The 17,732-nt window shown below is 61.3% G+C and carries 15 protein-coding genes; 3 read left to right on the top strand and 12 right to left on the bottom strand.

The window, feature by feature from the left end; translation table 11 throughout:
- Positions 1-7 precede the first annotated feature (7 nt).
- Positions 8-526 (bottom strand): DUF3617 domain-containing protein, encoded by a 519-nt coding sequence (locus HV782_RS00800; protein WP_123470034.1) that lies wholly within the window; start codon positions 524-526, stop codon positions 8-10.
- Positions 527-657: 131 nt separating this feature from the next.
- On the opposite strand from HV782_RS00800, the gene cls reads away from it, so the two are divergent.
- Positions 658-2,097 carry a cardiolipin synthase gene (gene cls, locus HV782_RS00805; RefSeq protein WP_186743824.1) on the top strand — a complete coding sequence of 480 codons (1,440 nt, stop codon included), beginning with the start codon at positions 658-660 and terminating at the stop codon, positions 2,095-2,097.
- A 33-nt stretch (positions 2,098-2,130) separates the two neighbouring features.
- On the opposite strand, the gene cfaB is transcribed toward cls, so the two are convergent.
- From cfaB to hflK (HV782_RS00845), 8 genes are all read right to left on the bottom strand, one after another.
- On the bottom strand, positions 2,131-3,318 hold the full coding sequence (gene cfaB / locus HV782_RS00810) for a C17 cyclopropane fatty acid synthase CfaB (RefSeq protein WP_123470037.1): 1,188 nt from the start codon (positions 3,316-3,318) through the stop codon (positions 2,131-2,133).
- Between the two features lie 84 nt (positions 3,319-3,402).
- Positions 3,403-4,188, bottom strand: coding sequence for an HvfC/BufC N-terminal domain-containing protein (locus HV782_RS00815; protein WP_186743822.1), 786 nt, complete (start codon positions 4,186-4,188; stop codon positions 3,403-3,405).
- Positions 4,179-5,021 carry an MNIO family bufferin maturase gene (bufB, locus tag HV782_RS00820; protein ID WP_186743819.1) on the bottom strand — a complete coding sequence of 281 codons (843 nt, stop codon included), beginning with the start codon at positions 5,019-5,021 and terminating at the stop codon, positions 4,179-4,181. The genes HV782_RS00815 and bufB overlap by 10 nt, the downstream gene beginning before the upstream one ends.
- Before the next feature lie 65 nt (positions 5,022-5,086).
- Positions 5,087-5,338, bottom strand: coding sequence for a BufA2 family periplasmic bufferin-type metallophore (gene bufA2, locus HV782_RS00825; RefSeq protein ID WP_123470041.1), 252 nt, complete (start codon positions 5,336-5,338; stop codon positions 5,087-5,089).
- Positions 5,339-5,450: 112 nt separating this feature from the next.
- Positions 5,451-7,358: a heavy metal translocating P-type ATPase gene (locus tag HV782_RS00830; protein WP_186743817.1), complete on the bottom strand. Its 1,908-nt coding sequence runs from the start codon at positions 7,356-7,358 to the stop codon at positions 5,451-5,453.
- Positions 7,355-8,416, bottom strand: a complete 1,062-nt coding sequence (hflK, locus tag HV782_RS00835) for a protease modulator HflK (protein WP_186743815.1) — start codon at positions 8,414-8,416, stop codon at positions 7,355-7,357. Before hflK (HV782_RS00835) ends, HV782_RS00830 begins: the two co-directional genes overlap by 4 nt.
- A complete protein-coding gene (gene hflC / locus HV782_RS00840; RefSeq protein ID WP_123470046.1) occupies positions 8,413-9,453 on the bottom strand; it encodes a protease modulator HflC in 1,041 nt (346 codons plus the stop codon). Before hflC ends, hflK (HV782_RS00835) begins: the two co-directional genes overlap by 4 nt.
- The gene (gene hflK, locus HV782_RS00845) at positions 9,450-11,411 is read right to left on the bottom strand and encodes a protease modulator HflK (protein WP_186743813.1); all 1,962 of its coding nucleotides are present in this window, start codon (positions 11,409-11,411) and stop codon (positions 9,450-9,452) included. The genes hflC and hflK (HV782_RS00845) overlap by 4 nt, the downstream gene beginning before the upstream one ends.
- A 210-nt stretch (positions 11,412-11,621) precedes the next feature.
- Here hflK (HV782_RS00845) and lpdA point away from each other — a divergent pair, with 210 nt between their 5' ends.
- Positions 11,622-13,022, top strand: coding sequence for a dihydrolipoyl dehydrogenase (lpdA, locus tag HV782_RS00850; RefSeq protein WP_186743811.1), 1,401 nt, complete (start codon positions 11,622-11,624; stop codon positions 13,020-13,022).
- A gap of 94 nt (positions 13,023-13,116) precedes the next feature.
- On the opposite strand, the gene HV782_RS00855 is transcribed toward lpdA, so the two are convergent.
- Positions 13,117-13,590 (bottom strand): Lrp/AsnC family transcriptional regulator, encoded by a 474-nt coding sequence (locus HV782_RS00855; RefSeq protein ID WP_123470052.1) that lies wholly within the window; start codon positions 13,588-13,590, stop codon positions 13,117-13,119.
- A gap of 143 nt (positions 13,591-13,733) precedes the next feature.
- Here HV782_RS00855 and HV782_RS00860 point away from each other — a divergent pair, with 143 nt between their 5' ends.
- Positions 13,734-14,363: a LysE family translocator gene (locus HV782_RS00860; protein ID WP_186743809.1), complete on the top strand. Its 630-nt coding sequence runs from the start codon at positions 13,734-13,736 to the stop codon at positions 14,361-14,363.
- Here HV782_RS00860 and HV782_RS00865 read toward each other — a convergent pair.
- Positions 14,360-16,495: a hypothetical protein gene (locus HV782_RS00865; protein WP_186743807.1), complete on the bottom strand. Its 2,136-nt coding sequence runs from the start codon at positions 16,493-16,495 to the stop codon at positions 14,360-14,362. The two genes, HV782_RS00860 and HV782_RS00865, sit on opposite strands and share 4 nt — an antisense overlap.
- Positions 16,482-17,678 (bottom strand): DUF3142 domain-containing protein, encoded by a 1,197-nt coding sequence (locus HV782_RS00870; protein WP_186743805.1) that lies wholly within the window; start codon positions 17,676-17,678, stop codon positions 16,482-16,484. The genes HV782_RS00865 and HV782_RS00870 overlap by 14 nt, the downstream gene beginning before the upstream one ends.
- Between the last annotated feature and the right edge of the window lie 54 nt (positions 17,679-17,732).

Consider the following 17,732-nt stretch of genomic DNA (forward strand, 5'->3'; position numbering starts at 1 on the left):
GATGTTTTTAAGCTCTTGGTTTAACCGCGCCGCAATCCTGGCCCAACCACACGGCGCGGGTCTCCAGGCTGCCCTTCTGGTTGATCCCGATGGCATTGAACGTGCCGTTGGCTACCGTGGTGAATTCCCGATCGCTTTGGAACGTTGCCACGCCCGTGCCCTGGGCTTTCGGGCAACTGAAGCGGAATTTCCACTGGTTGCCGTTGCGCTCGGTGATCTGTTGCTTGCAACCTGATTGCGGATCAGCCAACGGGATATCGTTGGTTGCCACCTGTTGCGGCGTCAGGCAGGCACGGATGCCTTTACCGCCAATATTGATACCGTTCTTTTCCAGGGCCGCCCTCTGTTGCGGGGTCATTTGGCCTTGAATCTGGCCGAGGATCGACTGCACATCCATCGGCTGATCATCGACTTTGACGTTGCTCGATGTCATTTCCCACAGCCCTGGCTGCAACATCTGCGCTTGCGCAATCACCGGCAATGCCAAACCCAGGCCCAGCGCCAAACCCAGCAGACGAACGTTCATCGAAAAACTCCTGATCAGTAGTGGCCGTTAGACGTCGGCCGATTGCTTCGGTTCATGCACCAATTAAATAGCGACATTCGCAACAGAACATGGTCTGTTAAGCATTAAATCTTCCGGAGCAAGGCTGCCCCATGGATTATTTTGGACCGCACATTTTCGGTTATCTCATCGCTCTGATACATACCCTCGGTTTGATTGCCGCCGTACATGCGGTGCTCACCGTGCGTACGGCCCAAGGCTCGATCGCCTGGGCATTGTCGCTGATCTTCATCCCCTACCTGACGCTGATTCCCTACCTGGTCTTCGGTCGCAGCACTTTCGATGGTTACATCAAGGCGCGACGCCAGGCCAACGAACAGATGCGTCAGGCAATCTCCGAGCTGAACTGGCGGCCGTGGGTCGAAGAAGCGCTGGCTGCTCGCGCTTCGAACGCCTATACCTCATTGCGCGCCATGCCCAAACTGGGACGCATGCCGTGTCTGGCGAACAACGAGGTGCAGTTGTTGGTGAACGGCACGGCCACCTTCGACGCAATCTTCCAGGCCATCGAACACGCGAAGGAAGCCGTGCTGATCCAGTTCTTCATCATCCACGATGATCGCCTCGGTCAGCGCCTGCGCGATCTGCTGCTGAAGAAAACCGCCGACGGCGTGGCGATTCATTTGCTCTACGACCGCATCGGCAGCCACGCCCTGCCCCACAGCTATGTGCAGGCATTGCGCGACGGCGGCGTCGAGGTCGAGGCGTTTGCCACCCGCAGTGGCTGGCTCAACCGCTTTCAGGTCAACTTCCGCAACCACCGCAAAATCGTCGTGGTCGATGGTGTAGTCGGTTTTGTCGGCGGACATAACGTCGGCGATGAATACATGGGAGAGAAGCCACCGCTGGCACCGTGGCGTGACACCCATGTGAAAGTACGCGGTCCGGTGGTGGCGTGCATGCAGGAATCCTTTGCCGAAGACTGGTTCTGGGCCGCACGGGCCTTGCCGCCGCTGATTTTGCCGGATGAATACCCGGACGATGGCGTGCTCTGCCAATTGCTGGCCAGCGGCCCGGCAGATGCCTACGAAACCTGTTCGCTGTTTTTCGTCGAAGCCATTCACGCCGCGACAGAGCGAGTGTGGATCACCAGCCCCTATTTCATTCCTGACGAAGCGGTATTTGCCGCGTTACGCCTGGCAGTATTACGCGGCGTCGATGTGCGCTTGTTGTTGCCATCGCGGCCCGATCACCGGATCGTCTACGCGGCGTCCAGCCTTTACGCCTTTGAAGCGGTACGCGCCGGTGTGCGGGTATTTCGTTATGAACCCGGATTCCTGCATCAAAAAGTGGTGCTGATCGACAGCGAGATCAGTGCGATCGGCAGCGCCAACCTGGACAACCGCTCATTCCGGCTGAATTTCGAAGTGATGTTGCTGACCGTCGATAGCGACTTCGCCGCCAGTGTGGAACACATGCTCAATCAGGATTTCGAGCAATCCTATGAGGTCGCCAAAGAAGAAAGCCGGGAGATCCACCGCCTGCAACAGGTCGGCATGCGGATCGCCCGGCTCATTTCACCGATTCTTTGAGCCCTTTGCCCAAAGGCCAAGGGCGCACTGGCGTCATGGATTGTAGATATCTTCCCGTGTCCATGGCAGTTCATGGCTGCCATCCGGATGCGCCTTGACGGCTAAGATCTGGTGCAGATTGATCCAGCCGCGAGCGAACGCGTACGCACAACCGGCCAGGTACAGACGCCAGATGCGCAACGCTTGATCGGGCACCAGTTTCGCCGCCGCTTCGAGGTTGTCCTCCAGGCGCTCGCTCCAGTGATCCAGTGTGCGCGCGTAATGCAGGCGCAGACTTTCGACGTCGATGATCTCAAGCCCAGCCTCGCTGATCTCGGCCGAAATCATCGCCAGGTGCGGCAGCTCGCCGTTGGGAAACACGTACTTCTCGATGAAGTCCCCGGCACCGCGCCCCACCGGACGACCGTCCGTGTGCTTGGCGGTGATCCCGTGGTTCATCACCAGTCCACCCTCCTTCACCGCGCCAAACAGGGTCTTGCAATACTCGGCAAGATTGGCGTGACCGACGTGTTCGAACATGCCAACACTGACCACCTTGTCGAAGCGCCCGTCCTGCGGCAAATCGCGGTAATCGAGCAACTGCAGTTCGACCTGGTCTTCCAGCCCTTCGGCTTTAACCCGTTCACGGGCCAGTTCCAGTTGTTCCTTGCTCAGGGTGATGCCGAACACCTTGGCACCGAACTCCCGCGCGGCATAACGCGCCAGCCCCCCCCAACCGCACCCGACATCCAGCAGATAGTCGCCCGGCTGCAAACGCAGCTTGCGGCACAGGTGACGGAACTTGGCTTGTTGCGCTTGCTCGAGGGTTTCACTGCCCGTTTCGAAATACGCGCAGGAATACGCCATGTCGCTGTCCAGCCAGAGCTGGTAGAACGCATTGGACAAGTCGTAGTGGTAGGAAATGGATTTAGCGTCAGTCTCCTTGTCGTGCACGGAACGCACCGGCTGACTGTCTTCGTCTTCATCGAGCAACGCGCTGCTCAACTCATCGCAGACCCGGATGACCTCGCTGATCGAGCCTTCCAGTTCCAGTTTGCCCTCGATGAACGCCGCCCCCAGCGCGTCGAGACTTGGATGAGTAAACTGGCTGACCATCTGCGGGTCCTTGACCACAATGGTGACGCTGGGCGCCGGCCCCAGATTGATTTCATGGCCGTCCCAGAGCCGCAGACGAAGCGGTAACTGCAGATTCTGTAAGGCCGGTGGAAGTTGCGCGAGCATGGAAAATCCCCCTTGTTTCAGACGTCTGATCTGAGGGTAGACCATCCTGAAAAAATAGCAGGCTATCGAATTAATTAGCCGAAACTATGATTGCAGACGCTCCAGCAAGCCATCCTGTAGCCACTGTTTCAACCAGGTGACGGCTTGAAGTGGCGCGCCCTCACCATAAGTGACTGCTGACTGTGCGCACAGTTCAGAGAAGCTCCAGTTCTCGTTCAGCACCCCGTTCAGCGCTTCGCCTTCGGCAGATGGCAGGCTGCGGTAATGACTGACCAGACCCTTTCGCCAGATCAGGCAGATCTGAGGCGTCGCAAGGCTGACGCTGGCAGGGAAGGCGCTTTGCTCCTTCACCGCACGCCACTGCGCAAGGCTGTTGAACCGACACTCAAACCATTGCAATGAAGGGGTCGGTTTGAATCGCAACCCAGGCCATTCTTCAGGTGCCAGCGTCGCCATTGTCTCGATGCTTGACGGCGCGCCTGCGGGCGCATCAAAGGCCAGCGTAAAGGCCCACTCAAGCGCTGCCAATTCAGCCAACGGCGCACTCTGTGCCAGCACCAGATGTTCGCGGATGAACCCTTCGAAGCCTTTGCCCAGCCAGCGCAGGCTGTAATGTGTCGAAGGATGTTGGCGCAGGTAGGCGCTGGCCAGCAGGTCGAATTCCTCGTCGCCCAGCCAGTGCCAGATCGTCGGGAAGTCGCTGCGCAGCACCTCAAGCAGTCGCGCTCGGTAAGCGTTGTGGTAAATCGCCAGACCGGTATCGACATCCAGCGTCGGGCCGCCGACAAGCGAGTCGACCAGTGCCGGATCGGCGACGGCCTCATCCAGCAGAAATGCTTCGAACGCCAACTGCCAGTCATTCAGGCGCATTGCGTGCTCCCCTGCAGGACCATTGCCAATTCACGAGCCTTGCGCAATTCATCAAGCAGTTCGTCGAACGGCGGAAAGTGATCGTCGCGTTCCAGCAGGGTGGCCACCGGGCCGAGGTGTTGCAGCGTACGTTGATACAGCGCCCAGACCGGATCGCTGACCGGATGATCGTGGGTGTCGATCACGTAGTCGCCATAATCGCTGTGCCCCGCCAGATGCAGCTGACGTATCTTGTCGGCCGGCAACTGCTGAATGAAGGTCCACGGATCAAAGCCGTGATTGCGTGAACTGACGTAGACATTGTTGACGTCCAGCAGCAATTCGCAGCCGCTCACCCGGCTCAGGGCGGCGAGAAATTCCCATTCGGTGAAATCATCGGAAGCGGCACGCACGTAACTGGAGACGTTCTCCAGTACCAGTGGACGCTGCAGAACGTCCTGCACCTGCGCGACGCGCCCGGCAATGTACTCCAGACTTTCTTCGGTGTACGGCAACGGCAACAGGTCATGCAGTTGATGGGCGTTGCCACGGCTCCAGCACAAGTGGTCGGAGATCCACGCCGGCTTGACCCGTTCGGCCAGTTGTTTGAGGTGTATCAGGTAGTCGCGATCGAGGGCGTGCGGCCCGCCGATGGACAGGGAGACGCCATGCATGACCAGCGGATAACGCTCGGCGATGGCGTCCAGGTAGTACAGGGCCTTACCGCCCGGCACCATGAAATTTTCCGAGATCACTTCGAACCAGTCGACGTCAGGGGCCTGTTCGAGGATCTGTTGGTAATAGGCGCTGCGCAATCCCAGGCCATAACCGAGACAGGGAAGAGAGGCGGACATGGGCGAACTCCTGTTGATAGTGGCCGCAGTGGCGTTAACCACTGCGGCGACACCTGGCGGTCAGGTTATTCGCCGACCTTGCCACCGGCCTTTTCGCACGCCGCCTGGGTCATGGCCTTGAAGCCCTGGCCCTTGCAGGAGCCCATGCCTTTGCAAGCGTGGTCTTTGGTTTTGCAGTCATTCTGGCCTTTGCAGGCATTCACACCGTAACAGTGAACGTTGGCATCGGCAGCCATCGCATTGGTCGCCACACCGGCAAACATTGTGGCAGCAGCCAGAGCGAGAGCGGCACCGGCAGCAGCGGTCTTGATAGTCATTTTTTTATCCTCGGTCATCGTCAGGGGTTGTCGGCTGGAAGGTTGTTCAGTCCCGACATAGCACTAGAGAGGGCCTACCCTTGTGGCGTTACAGAGGCGGAAAAAAATAATTTCAGGCATCTTCCTTGAGCTTGAGCAGCGGCTCCTGAAAGCGCAACAAACGACCGGCATTGCCCAGCACCAGCAATGTGCTGAGGTTATGCAGCAGCGCGGCAATCATCGCTCCGGCGGCGCCCAGCCAGCCGAATGCAGCGAACACGACGATGGCCAGCGTCCAGCCCAGACCGATGATCACATTCACTTGCAGGGTTCGCCGGCACTGCCGACTCAGGCGCACGCAAGTCCCCAGTCGACGCAGGTCGCTGCCGATCAGCACAATATCCGCCGAGGCCAATGCGATATCGGCACCACCCGCCCCCATCGCAACGCCCACCACGCCCGCCTTGAGGGCGAGCGAATCGTTGATACCGTCGCCAACTACCATCGGCCGGAAACCGTTGTCGATCTCCTTGAGCACGCAATTGAGTTTGTCTTCGGGCAACGCCTGCGCTTCAACCTCGTGCAGGCCCACCTCCCTGGCCAGGGCGTGGGCGACGCTTTTCCGGTCCCCCGTCAACAACAGTTGCCGGCCCAGACCCAAGTCGCGCAATTCACCGAGGGCAAAGCGCGCTTCCGGTTTGACGCTATCGGCCAGCAGCAACCAGGCGAGGAATACACCGTTCAAGGCCAGGCCCGCGATCGGGCCATCGTGCTCGGGAATGGCCGTGGTGGTAATGCCCAGTTGAGCAAACAACTCCGGACGGCCGAGTGCCGCTTCGCCCTGCGCGGTCATCGCCACCACACCGAGGCCCTGGCGTTCGTGGATATCCGTCAACGTCAGGCATTGCTCTTGGCTGACCAGCCCGGCGAGCGCGCGACTGACCGGATGACTGCTCGCCGCGCCGAGGCTTGCGGCCAACGCCATAACGATGGATGCGTCGGCACGCGGCTTGTCGATCGACTGCAAGCGCAACGTGCCGTATGTCAGCGTGCCGGTCTTGTCGACCACCAATGACGTCAGATCGGCCAACTCTTCGAGGAACGCCGAACTGCGGATCAGAATCCCGTGGCGTGCCGCCACCGCCACACCGGCAATCGCCGTGGCCGGCGCCGACAACACCAGGGCACAGGGACACGCCGCCACCAGCACCGCGAGCATCGCTTGCGCGTTGTGCGTGATGAACCAGGTCACCGCCGCCAACAACAACACCAGCACCATGTAGCTGCCGGCATAACGCTCCAGCAAACGGGTGATCGGGGGTTTCGAACGCTCGGCGTTTTGCATCAGCGCGATGACTTTGCCGAGGGTCGATTCACCGCCGGTGCGCGTCACTTCGATGCGCAGCAGACCATCGAGGTTGATCGCACCACCAAACACCGTCATGCCGACGCCCGCTTCTACCGGCACCGACTCACCGGTAATCGACGCTGTGTCGAGACTGGCCTGGCCGGACAACACCCGCCCGTCTGCCGGTACACGGTCACCGGCACGCACTTCGACCGTGTCACCGGATGTGAGCGAGCCGTTGTCGACTTCGATGATCGTACCGTCGGCCTGAACCTTGCGGGCATGGCTGCGGGTCAACTGGCCAAGCGCATGAATCGCTTCCTGGGAACCGATGACACTGCGCTCCTCCAACACATGACCGAAGATCATGATGATCGGCAGCAACGCTGCGGTCAGCAGATCACCCGTCGCCCAGGCGCCGAGCATCGCCAGGGCAATCAACTGATCGGTGATGCCGTGCAGACTCGGGTAACGCAGGCTGAACCACGCCGAGCGCATCACCGGCACGGCAACCAATAAAGAAGCGAAACCGAGCAGCAACTGGCTGACGCCGGTTTGCTCAGGGCTCACCCAGCGCCAGATCAAACCGAGGCCGAGCAGCCCCAAGGCGAGCATTGCCAAGGTCAATTGCCGCGCGGCGCGGCGTTGTTCAGCCGAAGACAACAGGCTCGGTGCAGCGGTAGTCGCGGTCATTTTGCGGCTCCCTGAATGATCAGACGGGAATCGTCCTTCGGATCGACCGTGGTCACGGATCCAGCCTGACCGAGAATTTTCGGCATGCGTTCGCGATACAGACGCAACAGCATCTGCGGGTCAGTGCCCTGCTGTTGGGCTTTGGCCAGACTCGATACGGTGGCGGTATCGGCGGAGGCTTTGGCGAGTCGCTCGCCGGCTTGAGCGTGTGCAACTTGCAGCGCGCGGTCGGCCTGTTCATTGGCCGCCTGAGTGAGTTTTTCCGCATCAGTACGTGCATTCGCCACAGCCTTGTCGGCCTGCTGACTGGCGGTCAACACCGCATTGAAGGCACTGACCGCCGGATCGGGCAGACTCGATTGCACATCGACCCGCGCCACCTCGATACCGATGCCCTGCCCACCCGCCTTAAGCTCGGCCAGGCGTTTGTTGATGCCTTGCACCAGATCGCCGCGCAGTCGTTCGCGACGTTCGGCGGCCTGGTTGTCGGCGCCGATCAACTCCGGACGAGCGACCAGAATGGTGTCCAGATCCCGTGCGGCGGTGAGTGCCACGGCACTGCGCGTGACCAGGCGATCCAGTGCCGGAAGCACATGTTCGCCCTGAAGCACGAAGTCATAGGGGTCGGTGACCTTATAAAAAACCCGCACATCCAGTTGCACGACACCAGCATCACCGGTCAACAGGTATCCGGATCCGGCGAGCGCATCACTGATCGGCACCGCAAACGAGGCGACTCGATCTGCCTTCACCGCCTCAGCGCTGCGCAGCAGGTTGCCAATCCGGCGCTCGATCACCCGGTCCGCTGCCGGCAGCAAAACCACTTGTTCAAATGGCTGCGGCCAGGCCAACAACAGACCGGCATTCTGAATGCGATCCAGCGCACCGAAATGCAAAACCACCGCGCGATTCTGCGGATCGATCTGCCGCACATTGGAAAATGCCCAGGCCAGGGCGGCCAGCAATGTCACCGCATACAGGGCGAAAAACGCCAAGCGCCCTGCCTGAATCCACGGACTGTTCAGCGCATGTGTTCCACGTGGAACTTCTTCACTCATGGCTGCGATCCGGATTTGCTGTCGACGCTGGGCGGGCCGTCAACCAATACGCGGAAGGGGGCGGCGTCGGTGCGCAGAATCAGTTTGGTGTCCGGTGAAACAATGGTGCCAAGGGTGTCCAGCGAGCGCAGCAAGTTATACAGCTGCGGCGACCCGGCATAGGCGCGGCCATAAATCTGTGCAGCTTCAACCCGCGATTGCGCTTCAATATCAGCGGCTTTTACCGTGGCGTCCGCCTGCACAATGCGCGCATCGCGCTCGGCCGCAGAACGGATTTGCGCCGCTTCGCGTTTGCCGATCGCCGTGCGTTCAGTGGCAATGGTTTCACGCTCGGCGCGCATGCGATCCACCGTGGCGGTAAGCGTCACCGACGGCAAGGTCAAGCGCTCGATGCCCACCTGCACCACGCGCACACCATAAGTGGCGAGCAATTGCTGATCGATCTGCTGACGCAGTTGCGCCTCGAAATCGGCGATGTGCACCTGACTGGCGTCGGTGTTGACCAGGTTCGCCAGGTCAAAACTGCTGGCGGTGGTTTCCAGCGCCGAGCCCACGAACGTGCGAATCTGCCGCGCCGCTTCATCCGGCTGGTTCTGCACAGCGCGCATGAAACGTTGCACATTGTCCGGATCGCCCTGCACCTGCCACGCCACGTAAGCCTGAACGATGATGCGCAAACCGTCGCGCGTGCCGACATCCTGCAAACCGCTGGAGGTGGTGCGCAGCCGCAGGTCCACCGGGATCGCCGCTTCAAACGGCGCCGGCCAACGCCAGCTCAAACCCGGATCAAGCAGCACACGCGACGGATTGCCGAACCGGGTGATGACCGTGGCCTCGCCCGAGCGCACTTGCACCAGACTCGCCGCCGCGATGGCAAACGCCACCAGCAATGCCGCCCAAGCCATGCGTCGCCAGGGGAACGGCCCCGCTTCTTCCGGCGCACCGTGATGGTGATGGCCATGATGATGGTGATGCCCGCCGTGGCCGTGATCGTGGCCGCCGTGGTCATGGTGATCGTGAGTGTGCGACTGGCTCAATGGGCAACTCCTGGTTGAGCGGTGGTGCGCGCGGGCGATGGATCAGCCGGCAGCGTAAACGTACGCAAGTCGATGGTCGGCGCATTGCTGCTGCCACCCAGACGATGGTCGAGCACCAGCAATTTGGCTTTGCTCAAGCCTTGGCTGAGCTGACTGAGGTATTGCTCCAGAACGAACGCCTGGCCGGCGCTGGCGTAGGCTTTTTGCTCGGCAGTGAATTTCAGCTCCGCGGCCTGCGCCGAAGCATTGATTTCGCGCGCATTGGCGCTGGCCTGGTCGCGGGCGAGGCTGGCCTGCAACTGCGCCTGATTACTCGCTTCAGCCGCCGCTCCCCGCTCACGGGCGATTAACGCCTGCGCACCAATCTGCGCTGCTTGCACGCTGTGATACGCGTTGGCCGCACCGGCCGGCGGATGAATGGCTTCAACCACCGTGGCAAGAATCTCCACCCCGCTGTCGAGCTTTTGCAGATCGTTTTGCACCGCGCGACCAATCTGATCACCCAGCCCTACCCGATCGGTACCGAGCAAACCGTCGAGCGTGCGCGAAGCGAAATCGTGCACCAGAATCCGGCTGGCCGTGCTGCGGATCAACGTCGGGACATCGGCACAGTTATAGGTCGCCGCCAATGCCGCCTGGTCACTCAGGCCAATGCGATAGACAAACCGCACGTCCATGTTGACGATCTGGAAGCTCTGCTGCTCGCCGCGGCTGCTGGCAATCACCTGAGACTTGTCGTTGACGTGACTGGCGTCCCACAGACGATTGGCCGTCATGGGGGCCGGGCCTTCGGCAGGATCGGGCTGAACCGGCGCCGGGTTTTCGCCGACGCTGGTCGCCAGTTCGTGGACGACGCCGTTTTCCACGTTCAGCACCCGTCCCAGCGGCCACGGCAAACCAACGTGCAACCCGGGAGCGAACACCTGCACCGGTTTGCCGAAACGCTCGTAGATCCCACGACCTTGCAACGGAATTTCATGAATGCCGGTCAGCAGCCAGCCGAGTCCCACAACCAGCGCCAGCACAGGCAGAAATGCGCGGCGCATGTAGCTGAACGCCCAGATCTGGCGCAGATCGATGCCGAAACGGTTGTGCAACTCGTGCTGCAACGCGAGTAACGGTTGCGGCGGCCAACGCAGCAGATCGGCGCTAAAGGTGCGCGCCAGCAGGGTCGGCTCGAGTTGCTCGCGACGAGGACTGAATAGTGACAATACGGCGCGCAATAACAGCTCGATCGCGACCAGTCCCGGCAAGATTCCAATCAGTACGGCCACGCGAACCGGCCACACGGCGCTCTCGCTGGCGAACAGTAAACACAGTGCGCCCAGCACCAGAGTGATAATCACCACCCGCGTCAGTTGCGCCAGCGAGCCCGCTTCTGGCCATTGCGCCGGACTCTCTTGTGCCAGGTGCCGCTCCAGTACCAGCAAGGCGAAGGCCAGCAACAACGCCATCACCGCGCCAACGGTGGCAGACAAACCCACCGCCGCAGCCGGTAGCGCGAGGTTCCACGCCTGCTCGATGCCAAGCAACACCAGCATCGCCCAGCCACCCAGCCACAACGTCGCCGCACCGATCTGGCCAAGCCAATGCAAACTGCGCTGACTCAAGCGTTCCAACAGCTGCTCGTACCATCCCTGCGCAGCAGACGGTTCTTCCATTGTTGGAGGATTCGACGCCAGAGGCGTCATCACCCGCTCACGCCATCGCGCCACCCACCACGCCGATTGCAAACCAGCGACCAGCACCAGCAACGCCGCACTCTGGTTGACCAACAGCGGCAGCCACAACGACTGCGGCGCGAACAACCCGACAAAAAACGCCAGCACCCACCCGGCCCCGGCCAAGCCGCCAAGGCCGATGGCCCAGCGCCGTAATCGCCGACCTTGCATCGCCGCCTGCTGAAAGCGCGGCAATCCGGTCACTGGCGTGCCTTCAACTTCCAGATCGACTTGCATAACACCCCGAAATCATTGGTTCACTGCGCATATCGTTACGATATAACGATAATCGTGAAATATTCGTACACAATTGCATTTATCTAAAGATTTCCAACCTGTCGCTTGCCTGAAGCCTTGACCGAAATGTCGATAAACGCACATATTACGCTCGTAATTTTCTTCGCCGACTACTTTTAGCATCCGCATCCATCAAGCAGGAGCAAGCGCATGAGCAACTATGACGTAGTGATTCTGGGCGGCGGCCCCGGTGGTTATAACGCGGCGATCCGCGCTGGCCAGTTGGGTCTCAAAGCCGCTTGCGTCGAAGGTCGCGCGACCTTGGGCGGCACCTGCCTGAATGTCGGCTGCATGCCTTCCAAAGCGCTGCTGCATGCCTCGGAGCTGTATGACGCAGCGATGGGTGCGGAATTCGCCAACCTCGGCATCGAGGTCAGACCCACGCTGAATCTGGCGCAGATGATGAAGCAGAAAGACGAAAGCGTGAGCGGCCTGACCAAAGGCATCGAGTTCCTCTTTCGCAAAAACAAGGTCGACTGGATCAAGGGCTGGGGCCATATCGACGGCCCGGGCAAAGTCAGCGTAACCAACGATCAGGGCAGCAAGGTCGAACTGACCGCCAAGGACATCATCATCGCCACCGGCTCCGAGCCCACTCCCCTGCCCGGCGTGGAGATCGACAACCAACGCATTCTGGATTCCACCGGTGCCCTGTCGCTGAGCGAAGTACCCAGCCATCTGGTGGTGATCGGCGCCGGGGTCATCGGCCTCGAACTGGGGTCGGTGTGGCGGCGTCTGGGCGCGCAGGTCACCGTGGTCGAATACCTCGATCGCATCTGCCCCGGAGTCGATGCCGAGGCCGGCAAAACCCTGCAGCGTTCGCTGAGCAAACAAGGGATCGCCTTCAAGTTGAGTTCGAAAGTCACCAGCGCTACCTCGTCAGCCAGCGGTGTGCAGCTCAGCGTCGAGCCTTCGGCCGGCGGCAGCGCTGAGTTGCTGGAAGCCGACTACGTGCTGGTGGCCATCGGGCGTCGTCCGTACACCCAGGGCCTGGGTCTGGAAAACGTGGGGCTGAGCACCGATAAACGCGGCATGCTCGCCAACAGGCAACACCGCACCGAAGCGCCCGGCGTGTGGGTGATCGGCGACGTCACGTCGGGGCCGATGCTTGCGCACAAGGCCGAAGATGAAGCGATGGTCTGCGTCGAGCAGATCCACGGCAAGGCCGGCGAGGTCAACTACGACCTGATCCCCAACGTGATCTACACCAAACCGGAACTGGCCAGCGTCGGCAAGACTGAAGAGCAGCTCAAGGCCGAAGGTCGCGCTTACAAAGTCGGCAAGTTTCCGTTTACCGCCAACAGCCGGGCGAAGATCAACCACGAGACTGAAGGCTTTGCCAAAGTCCTCGCTGACGAACGCACGGACGAAATTCTCGGGGTGCATCTGGTCGGCCCGAGCGTGAGCGAAATGATCGGCGAATTCTGTGTGGCAATGGAGTTCAGCGCTTCGGCGCAGGACATTGCGCTGACGTGTCATCCGCACCCGACGCGCTCCGAAGCGTTGCGCCAGGCAGCAATGAATGTCGAGGGGATGGCGACGCAGATGTAATCAAGGCGGAGAAACCGTTATCGCCGGCAGGCTGGCTCCCACCTTTGACCGCGTTCCAATGTGGGAGCGAGCAGGCTGGCGATGAAGGCCGGCCTTAATCCGGAAGATGCCCCAACGGCAACGCCCCCGGCGTCTTCACCGTGTGAATCGCAAAGTTGCTGCGAATGTCGCTCACCCCCGGCAACTTCAACAGACACCCGCTGAGAAAGCGGTCATACGCGCGCAGATCCGGCACCACCACCTGCAAGAGAAAATCCGACTCACCGGAAACGAGAAACGCGGAAATCACTTCCGGTAACGCGGTGACCGCTTCATAAAAAGCCTCGGCCTGTGCGTCGTTGTGCCGCTCGACCTTGACCCCGACAAACACCGTCAGACCCAGCCCCACTTCATCGCGATCCAGATTGGCCTGGTAACCGCGAATCACGCCGGCCTCCTCCAGCATCCGCACCCGACGCAGACAAGGCGATGCCGACAGGCCGATTTCGTCAGCCAGTTCGACGTTGCTCAGGCGTCCGTTACGTTGCAGGGCGGCGAGAATCTTGCGATCAAAGGCGTCCAGTTTCATGTTTGGCAGATTCCGAGAGTAAAGCCGCTGAAACCAGCAGGTTATGCCAAACCTGCAGGCTTTTGAAGCGGACTTCGCAAGCACCTGCCCCGCCCTTGCGCTCTAGACTTGGCTCACCGAATCGACAACGAAAGGGGTGTGAGGTGGCGAGTCTCTGGCTGTTTTTTCTGGCTTTGGCGGTGGTCTATCTGTTGCCCGGCCCGGACATGATCCTGCTGCTGCAAACCGGTGCCCGGCAGGGTCGCGGTGCGGCACTGGCGACGGCGACAGGCCTGGCAATTGCCCGCAGCTGTCACGTGGCATTGGCGGCGTTGGGGCTGGCGGCGCTGTTCAAGGCCGCGCCGTGGACATTCGAAGTGGTACGGCTGGCCGGCGCGGCGTATCTGCTGTGGATCGGTATCCAGTGCCTGCGCAACACGCTGGTGCCGAACCTGAATACCGGCGACGTTGCCGGCATGCCCGGGCAATGGCGTGAAGCGATCCGGCGCGGTGTGCTGACCAACCTGCTCAACCCGAAGGCGTTGCTGTTCTGCTCAGTGCTGTTGCCGCAATTCATCGTCGCCGAAGGCGCGCCGGTGCTGACCCAATTCGCCGTGCTCGGCGCCCTGCTGGTCGGCATCGGCCTGCTGTTCGACAGTGCATATGCCCTGACCGGCGCCGCCCTGGGCCGCTGGCTGCAACACAGCCCGACGGCGCAACGCGTTCAACAGTGGCTGTTCGGCAGCCTGCTGATCGGCTTCGCGGTGCGCCTGACGTTTGTGCAACAGGCTTAGACGTCGGGCGTCTTGCGACGGCGACGGCTGATCAACAACAACGCGGCGGCGCTGCCCAGCCCGAGGACACCGATCACTGGCCATTTGTAGGGTCGCAGCGTTGTGCGCACGGCATCGGTGACCTGGGTGACGTAACGTTTGTCGGCGTTTTCGAAATCCGGATACGGACACTGATGGCCAAAATCCACCGCCCAGGGCACGTACGGACCTTCCTTCACGTAGCGCTGATATAACGCGCTCTGCTCTTCCAGGCTGCTGTTCCAGCCTGCGGCCGAGCACAATACGGCGGCAAACGCCTGACTGGTGTGCGGCAGGTTGTCGGCGGCGCGACTGGCCAGCGCGGTGGCGACAAAACGGTAGTGATAACGCTGATCCGGTTGCGCTTCGCTGGCCTTCTGGCGCTGCACTTCGGCTTCGGATACCAGCGGGCCGACGTTCAGCTCGACGGATTCCAGGCTGTAATTGCCCCCGAACGTGGCGTAGTCCGGCGCCATCTCGAATCCGAGGATGTCCATGCCCCACTCACGGGCGGTCCACGCCGCGTTGTACAACGCACTGGCGCGTTTGGTCGGCCACCACGCGGCATCGGCCTTCAGCCGCTGCTCACCGTAGAGACGGGCCTTGTTCTGCAGATCGGGGTTGTCGAAATAAGCCACCGCGTCGGCGTAATGCCCTTCACGCAACAAGCGTCGGCCAAGCAGATTGCGCAGGCTGGCGGCGACCGGCAGCGGCACGTAGTTGTCGCGTTCCTGCTGGGTTCGCGCCGCTGGGGCCGGGACGTTTTCATCCACGTACCGCTTTAATTCTTCCACCGTCAGCACACGTTCGGCCACGGTCGCAGCGTCAAACCAATAGGTGCTGTTGCTGCGATACAACTGCACGAAGGCTTGCAGGTATTCGCCACGCTGCAAGGCGAGAATCGCGCTTTCGCCCTCAACCCGGCATTTCGGCTGAACGGTTTCAAACGCCCAGTCTGGCGTGCGTCGATAGCCCCAGTCTTCGGCCTGCGGGAAGGCTTGCGCGGCTTTCGCATAAGCGGCGGCAGCGCCAGTCTTATCGCCGTCACGCACCGCCAGTTTGGCCCGTAACCACCACGCCAGACCGCCGTCCCCGGCATTTTCAAGAAAGGCCTTGGCGCTGGCGTAATCGCCCTGTTGATAACTCATCGTTGCCAGCCGATCAGCATTTTCCAGGCTGCCACGGGTACTGTCCTGTAGCAGCTTCACGAGTTTTTTCTCATTCGGCGGTTCATCGCCAAACGACCAGCCAAGACGGCTGACCAGAGAAGCCGTGACCAATTGCTGCACGGCTTTGCGCTGGAGCAAATCCGCCAGTTCAGCCTCGGGCAGCTCGGCCAACTCATTCATCAATTGCTTCAGAGAGGTATACCCGACGGCCGAGCCGTGCAGGTTTTGCGCTTCATACAGTTCGATCGCGCCACTCCAGTCGCCGGCGGTGCGCAACACGCGCGCCTCTTCGCCGAGGCTGGCGACCCCCAGTTCCAGCGGGTCGCTGAAGCCGTCGATGCTCAGTTGCCGGGCCTGGCGGAAGGCATCGCGCGATTGTTCCAGCGCCTCTGGCGCATCCCCCGCCTCAGTGCTCATGGCAAACCAGGTACGGCCCAACGAGTACGCAGCCCAGGTGCTGCGCAACGGACGTTGATCGGCCGGCAGCGCCAGCAGCTTGCTGAAGTACTCGACCGCCAATGGATGATTGCCCGTGGCAAATGCCACGGCGCCAGCCACATACAAACGGATTTCCGGCGGCAGACTGGCGCCCTGCGCCTCGGCCTGACGCGCATCACTCAAGCCACGCAACTGTTTGACCAGCGCTTGCTGTTCGGCGCTCAGACCGGCCTGCTCGGCGGTCTCCCGCGCCGCAGCAGCTGCGCTCTCATCGCCGTACAGATCATCGGGATTACGCGTCGCGGCCGTGGCGTTTTTCAGCCCGGCGATGGTTTTGCCGAGGCGGCTGATCTCGAAGTTGAAGTTGCCCTCCGGCAGATCGGCCAGGGTCTGCCCGCGATTGTCGAGCAGACGCAGCGGGAAGTCCGGGCCGCAGGCCAACGCCGAACCCAGCGGCAGGCTGAGACTCAGGCAGAGCAAATGGCGGGGCCAGTTACGGGTCAACATGCGAACCTCCTTGATCAATATGTGCGCAACGAGCCCAACCGATGGCGCGTTGTGCGCCTGCCGGCAATCGGCCGTCGCGCAGGCGGGTGAAGGTAAGCAGATCCGGGCTTTGTTGCAATGCATAACCGGCCAGCGCATCGGCGCCTTCGCAATCCCGCGCTTTCACCGTGATACGCGCGGGCCAGGCGCTGTCGAGGTTACCGGGGTTGTCGAGTGTGAGGTCGTAGAGTCCGTCAGTTTCGCTGAGCGTCAGGCCCAACTGACTGTTCAACGCATAGCCTCGGGCAACGGCGCGCAACGTGGTCAGACTCCAGGCACGGCGGTCATTGGCCAGCGGCAGGCGAAACCAGATCAGCCCGGCCAGATGGGCCGGAGGATCCTCACGCAATGTGTTGCCCAGTTGGCTCAGTTGCCGCGGATCGGCAAGCAGCTCCTGACGCTGACCTCCGCGCTCGAGCGGCACCTCGCTTTCCACCAGCGGCGCACCGCCCTCATCCGGCAGCAATGCCACGCCGTAGGCTGGGAGTGCCAGGTAGAACGGTTTATCGGTGATCCGCGCCCAGGCCCTGGCCCATTGCAGCGCCTGATCGGGATCAAACAGACCGCGTCGCGGATCGCTCACTGCGTGCACTTGCAGCACACTGCTGTCGACGGTTTGCAACAGCGTCGCCAATTGCCCGCTGTCGAGCCAGGCAGGCAGCGCAGTGATGCTCAATGGCAGGGAGGGCGGCAACGCAGCGCGCAGATGCTTGAGGAATTGCGCGTACGCCGGCAGCCGCGCGTTGCCGGCATCGTGATCGACCTCGATGCCGCTCAGGGTCAGGCCTTGTGCCTGCCAGTCAGCAATGACCTGGAGAATCTGTGCCGTGACCTGCGCCTGGTCCAGCGACTTGAGTTGTCCGTCGAGACGCATGACCGCGATCAATGGCCGACCATCGCGCTTCAACACCTGCGGATCGATACGCGCCCGGCTCCATCCTGCATTCGGAAAAGCCTGCAAGGCCAGCACGCGCAAGGTCGAGAAGTCCGCACGGCTGTCGCGCAATGCAGGGTCATGGGCCGACGTCCACTGGCGTTGCCAGACGTAGAGCTGCTGATCGAGCGGCAATGAGGCCTGCGGCTTGCACCCGGCGAACAGTAATACAGCGACCGCTAATGTCAGCTGACGAACAAAAAACAGCATGCCGTGAACAATCCTGTGGCGAGGGAGCAAGTTCCCTCGCCAAAAATACAACCC

This window comes from Pseudomonas monsensis (assembly GCF_014268495.2).
GTDB classification, from domain to species: domain Bacteria; phylum Pseudomonadota; class Gammaproteobacteria; order Pseudomonadales; family Pseudomonadaceae; genus Aquipseudomonas; species Aquipseudomonas monsensis.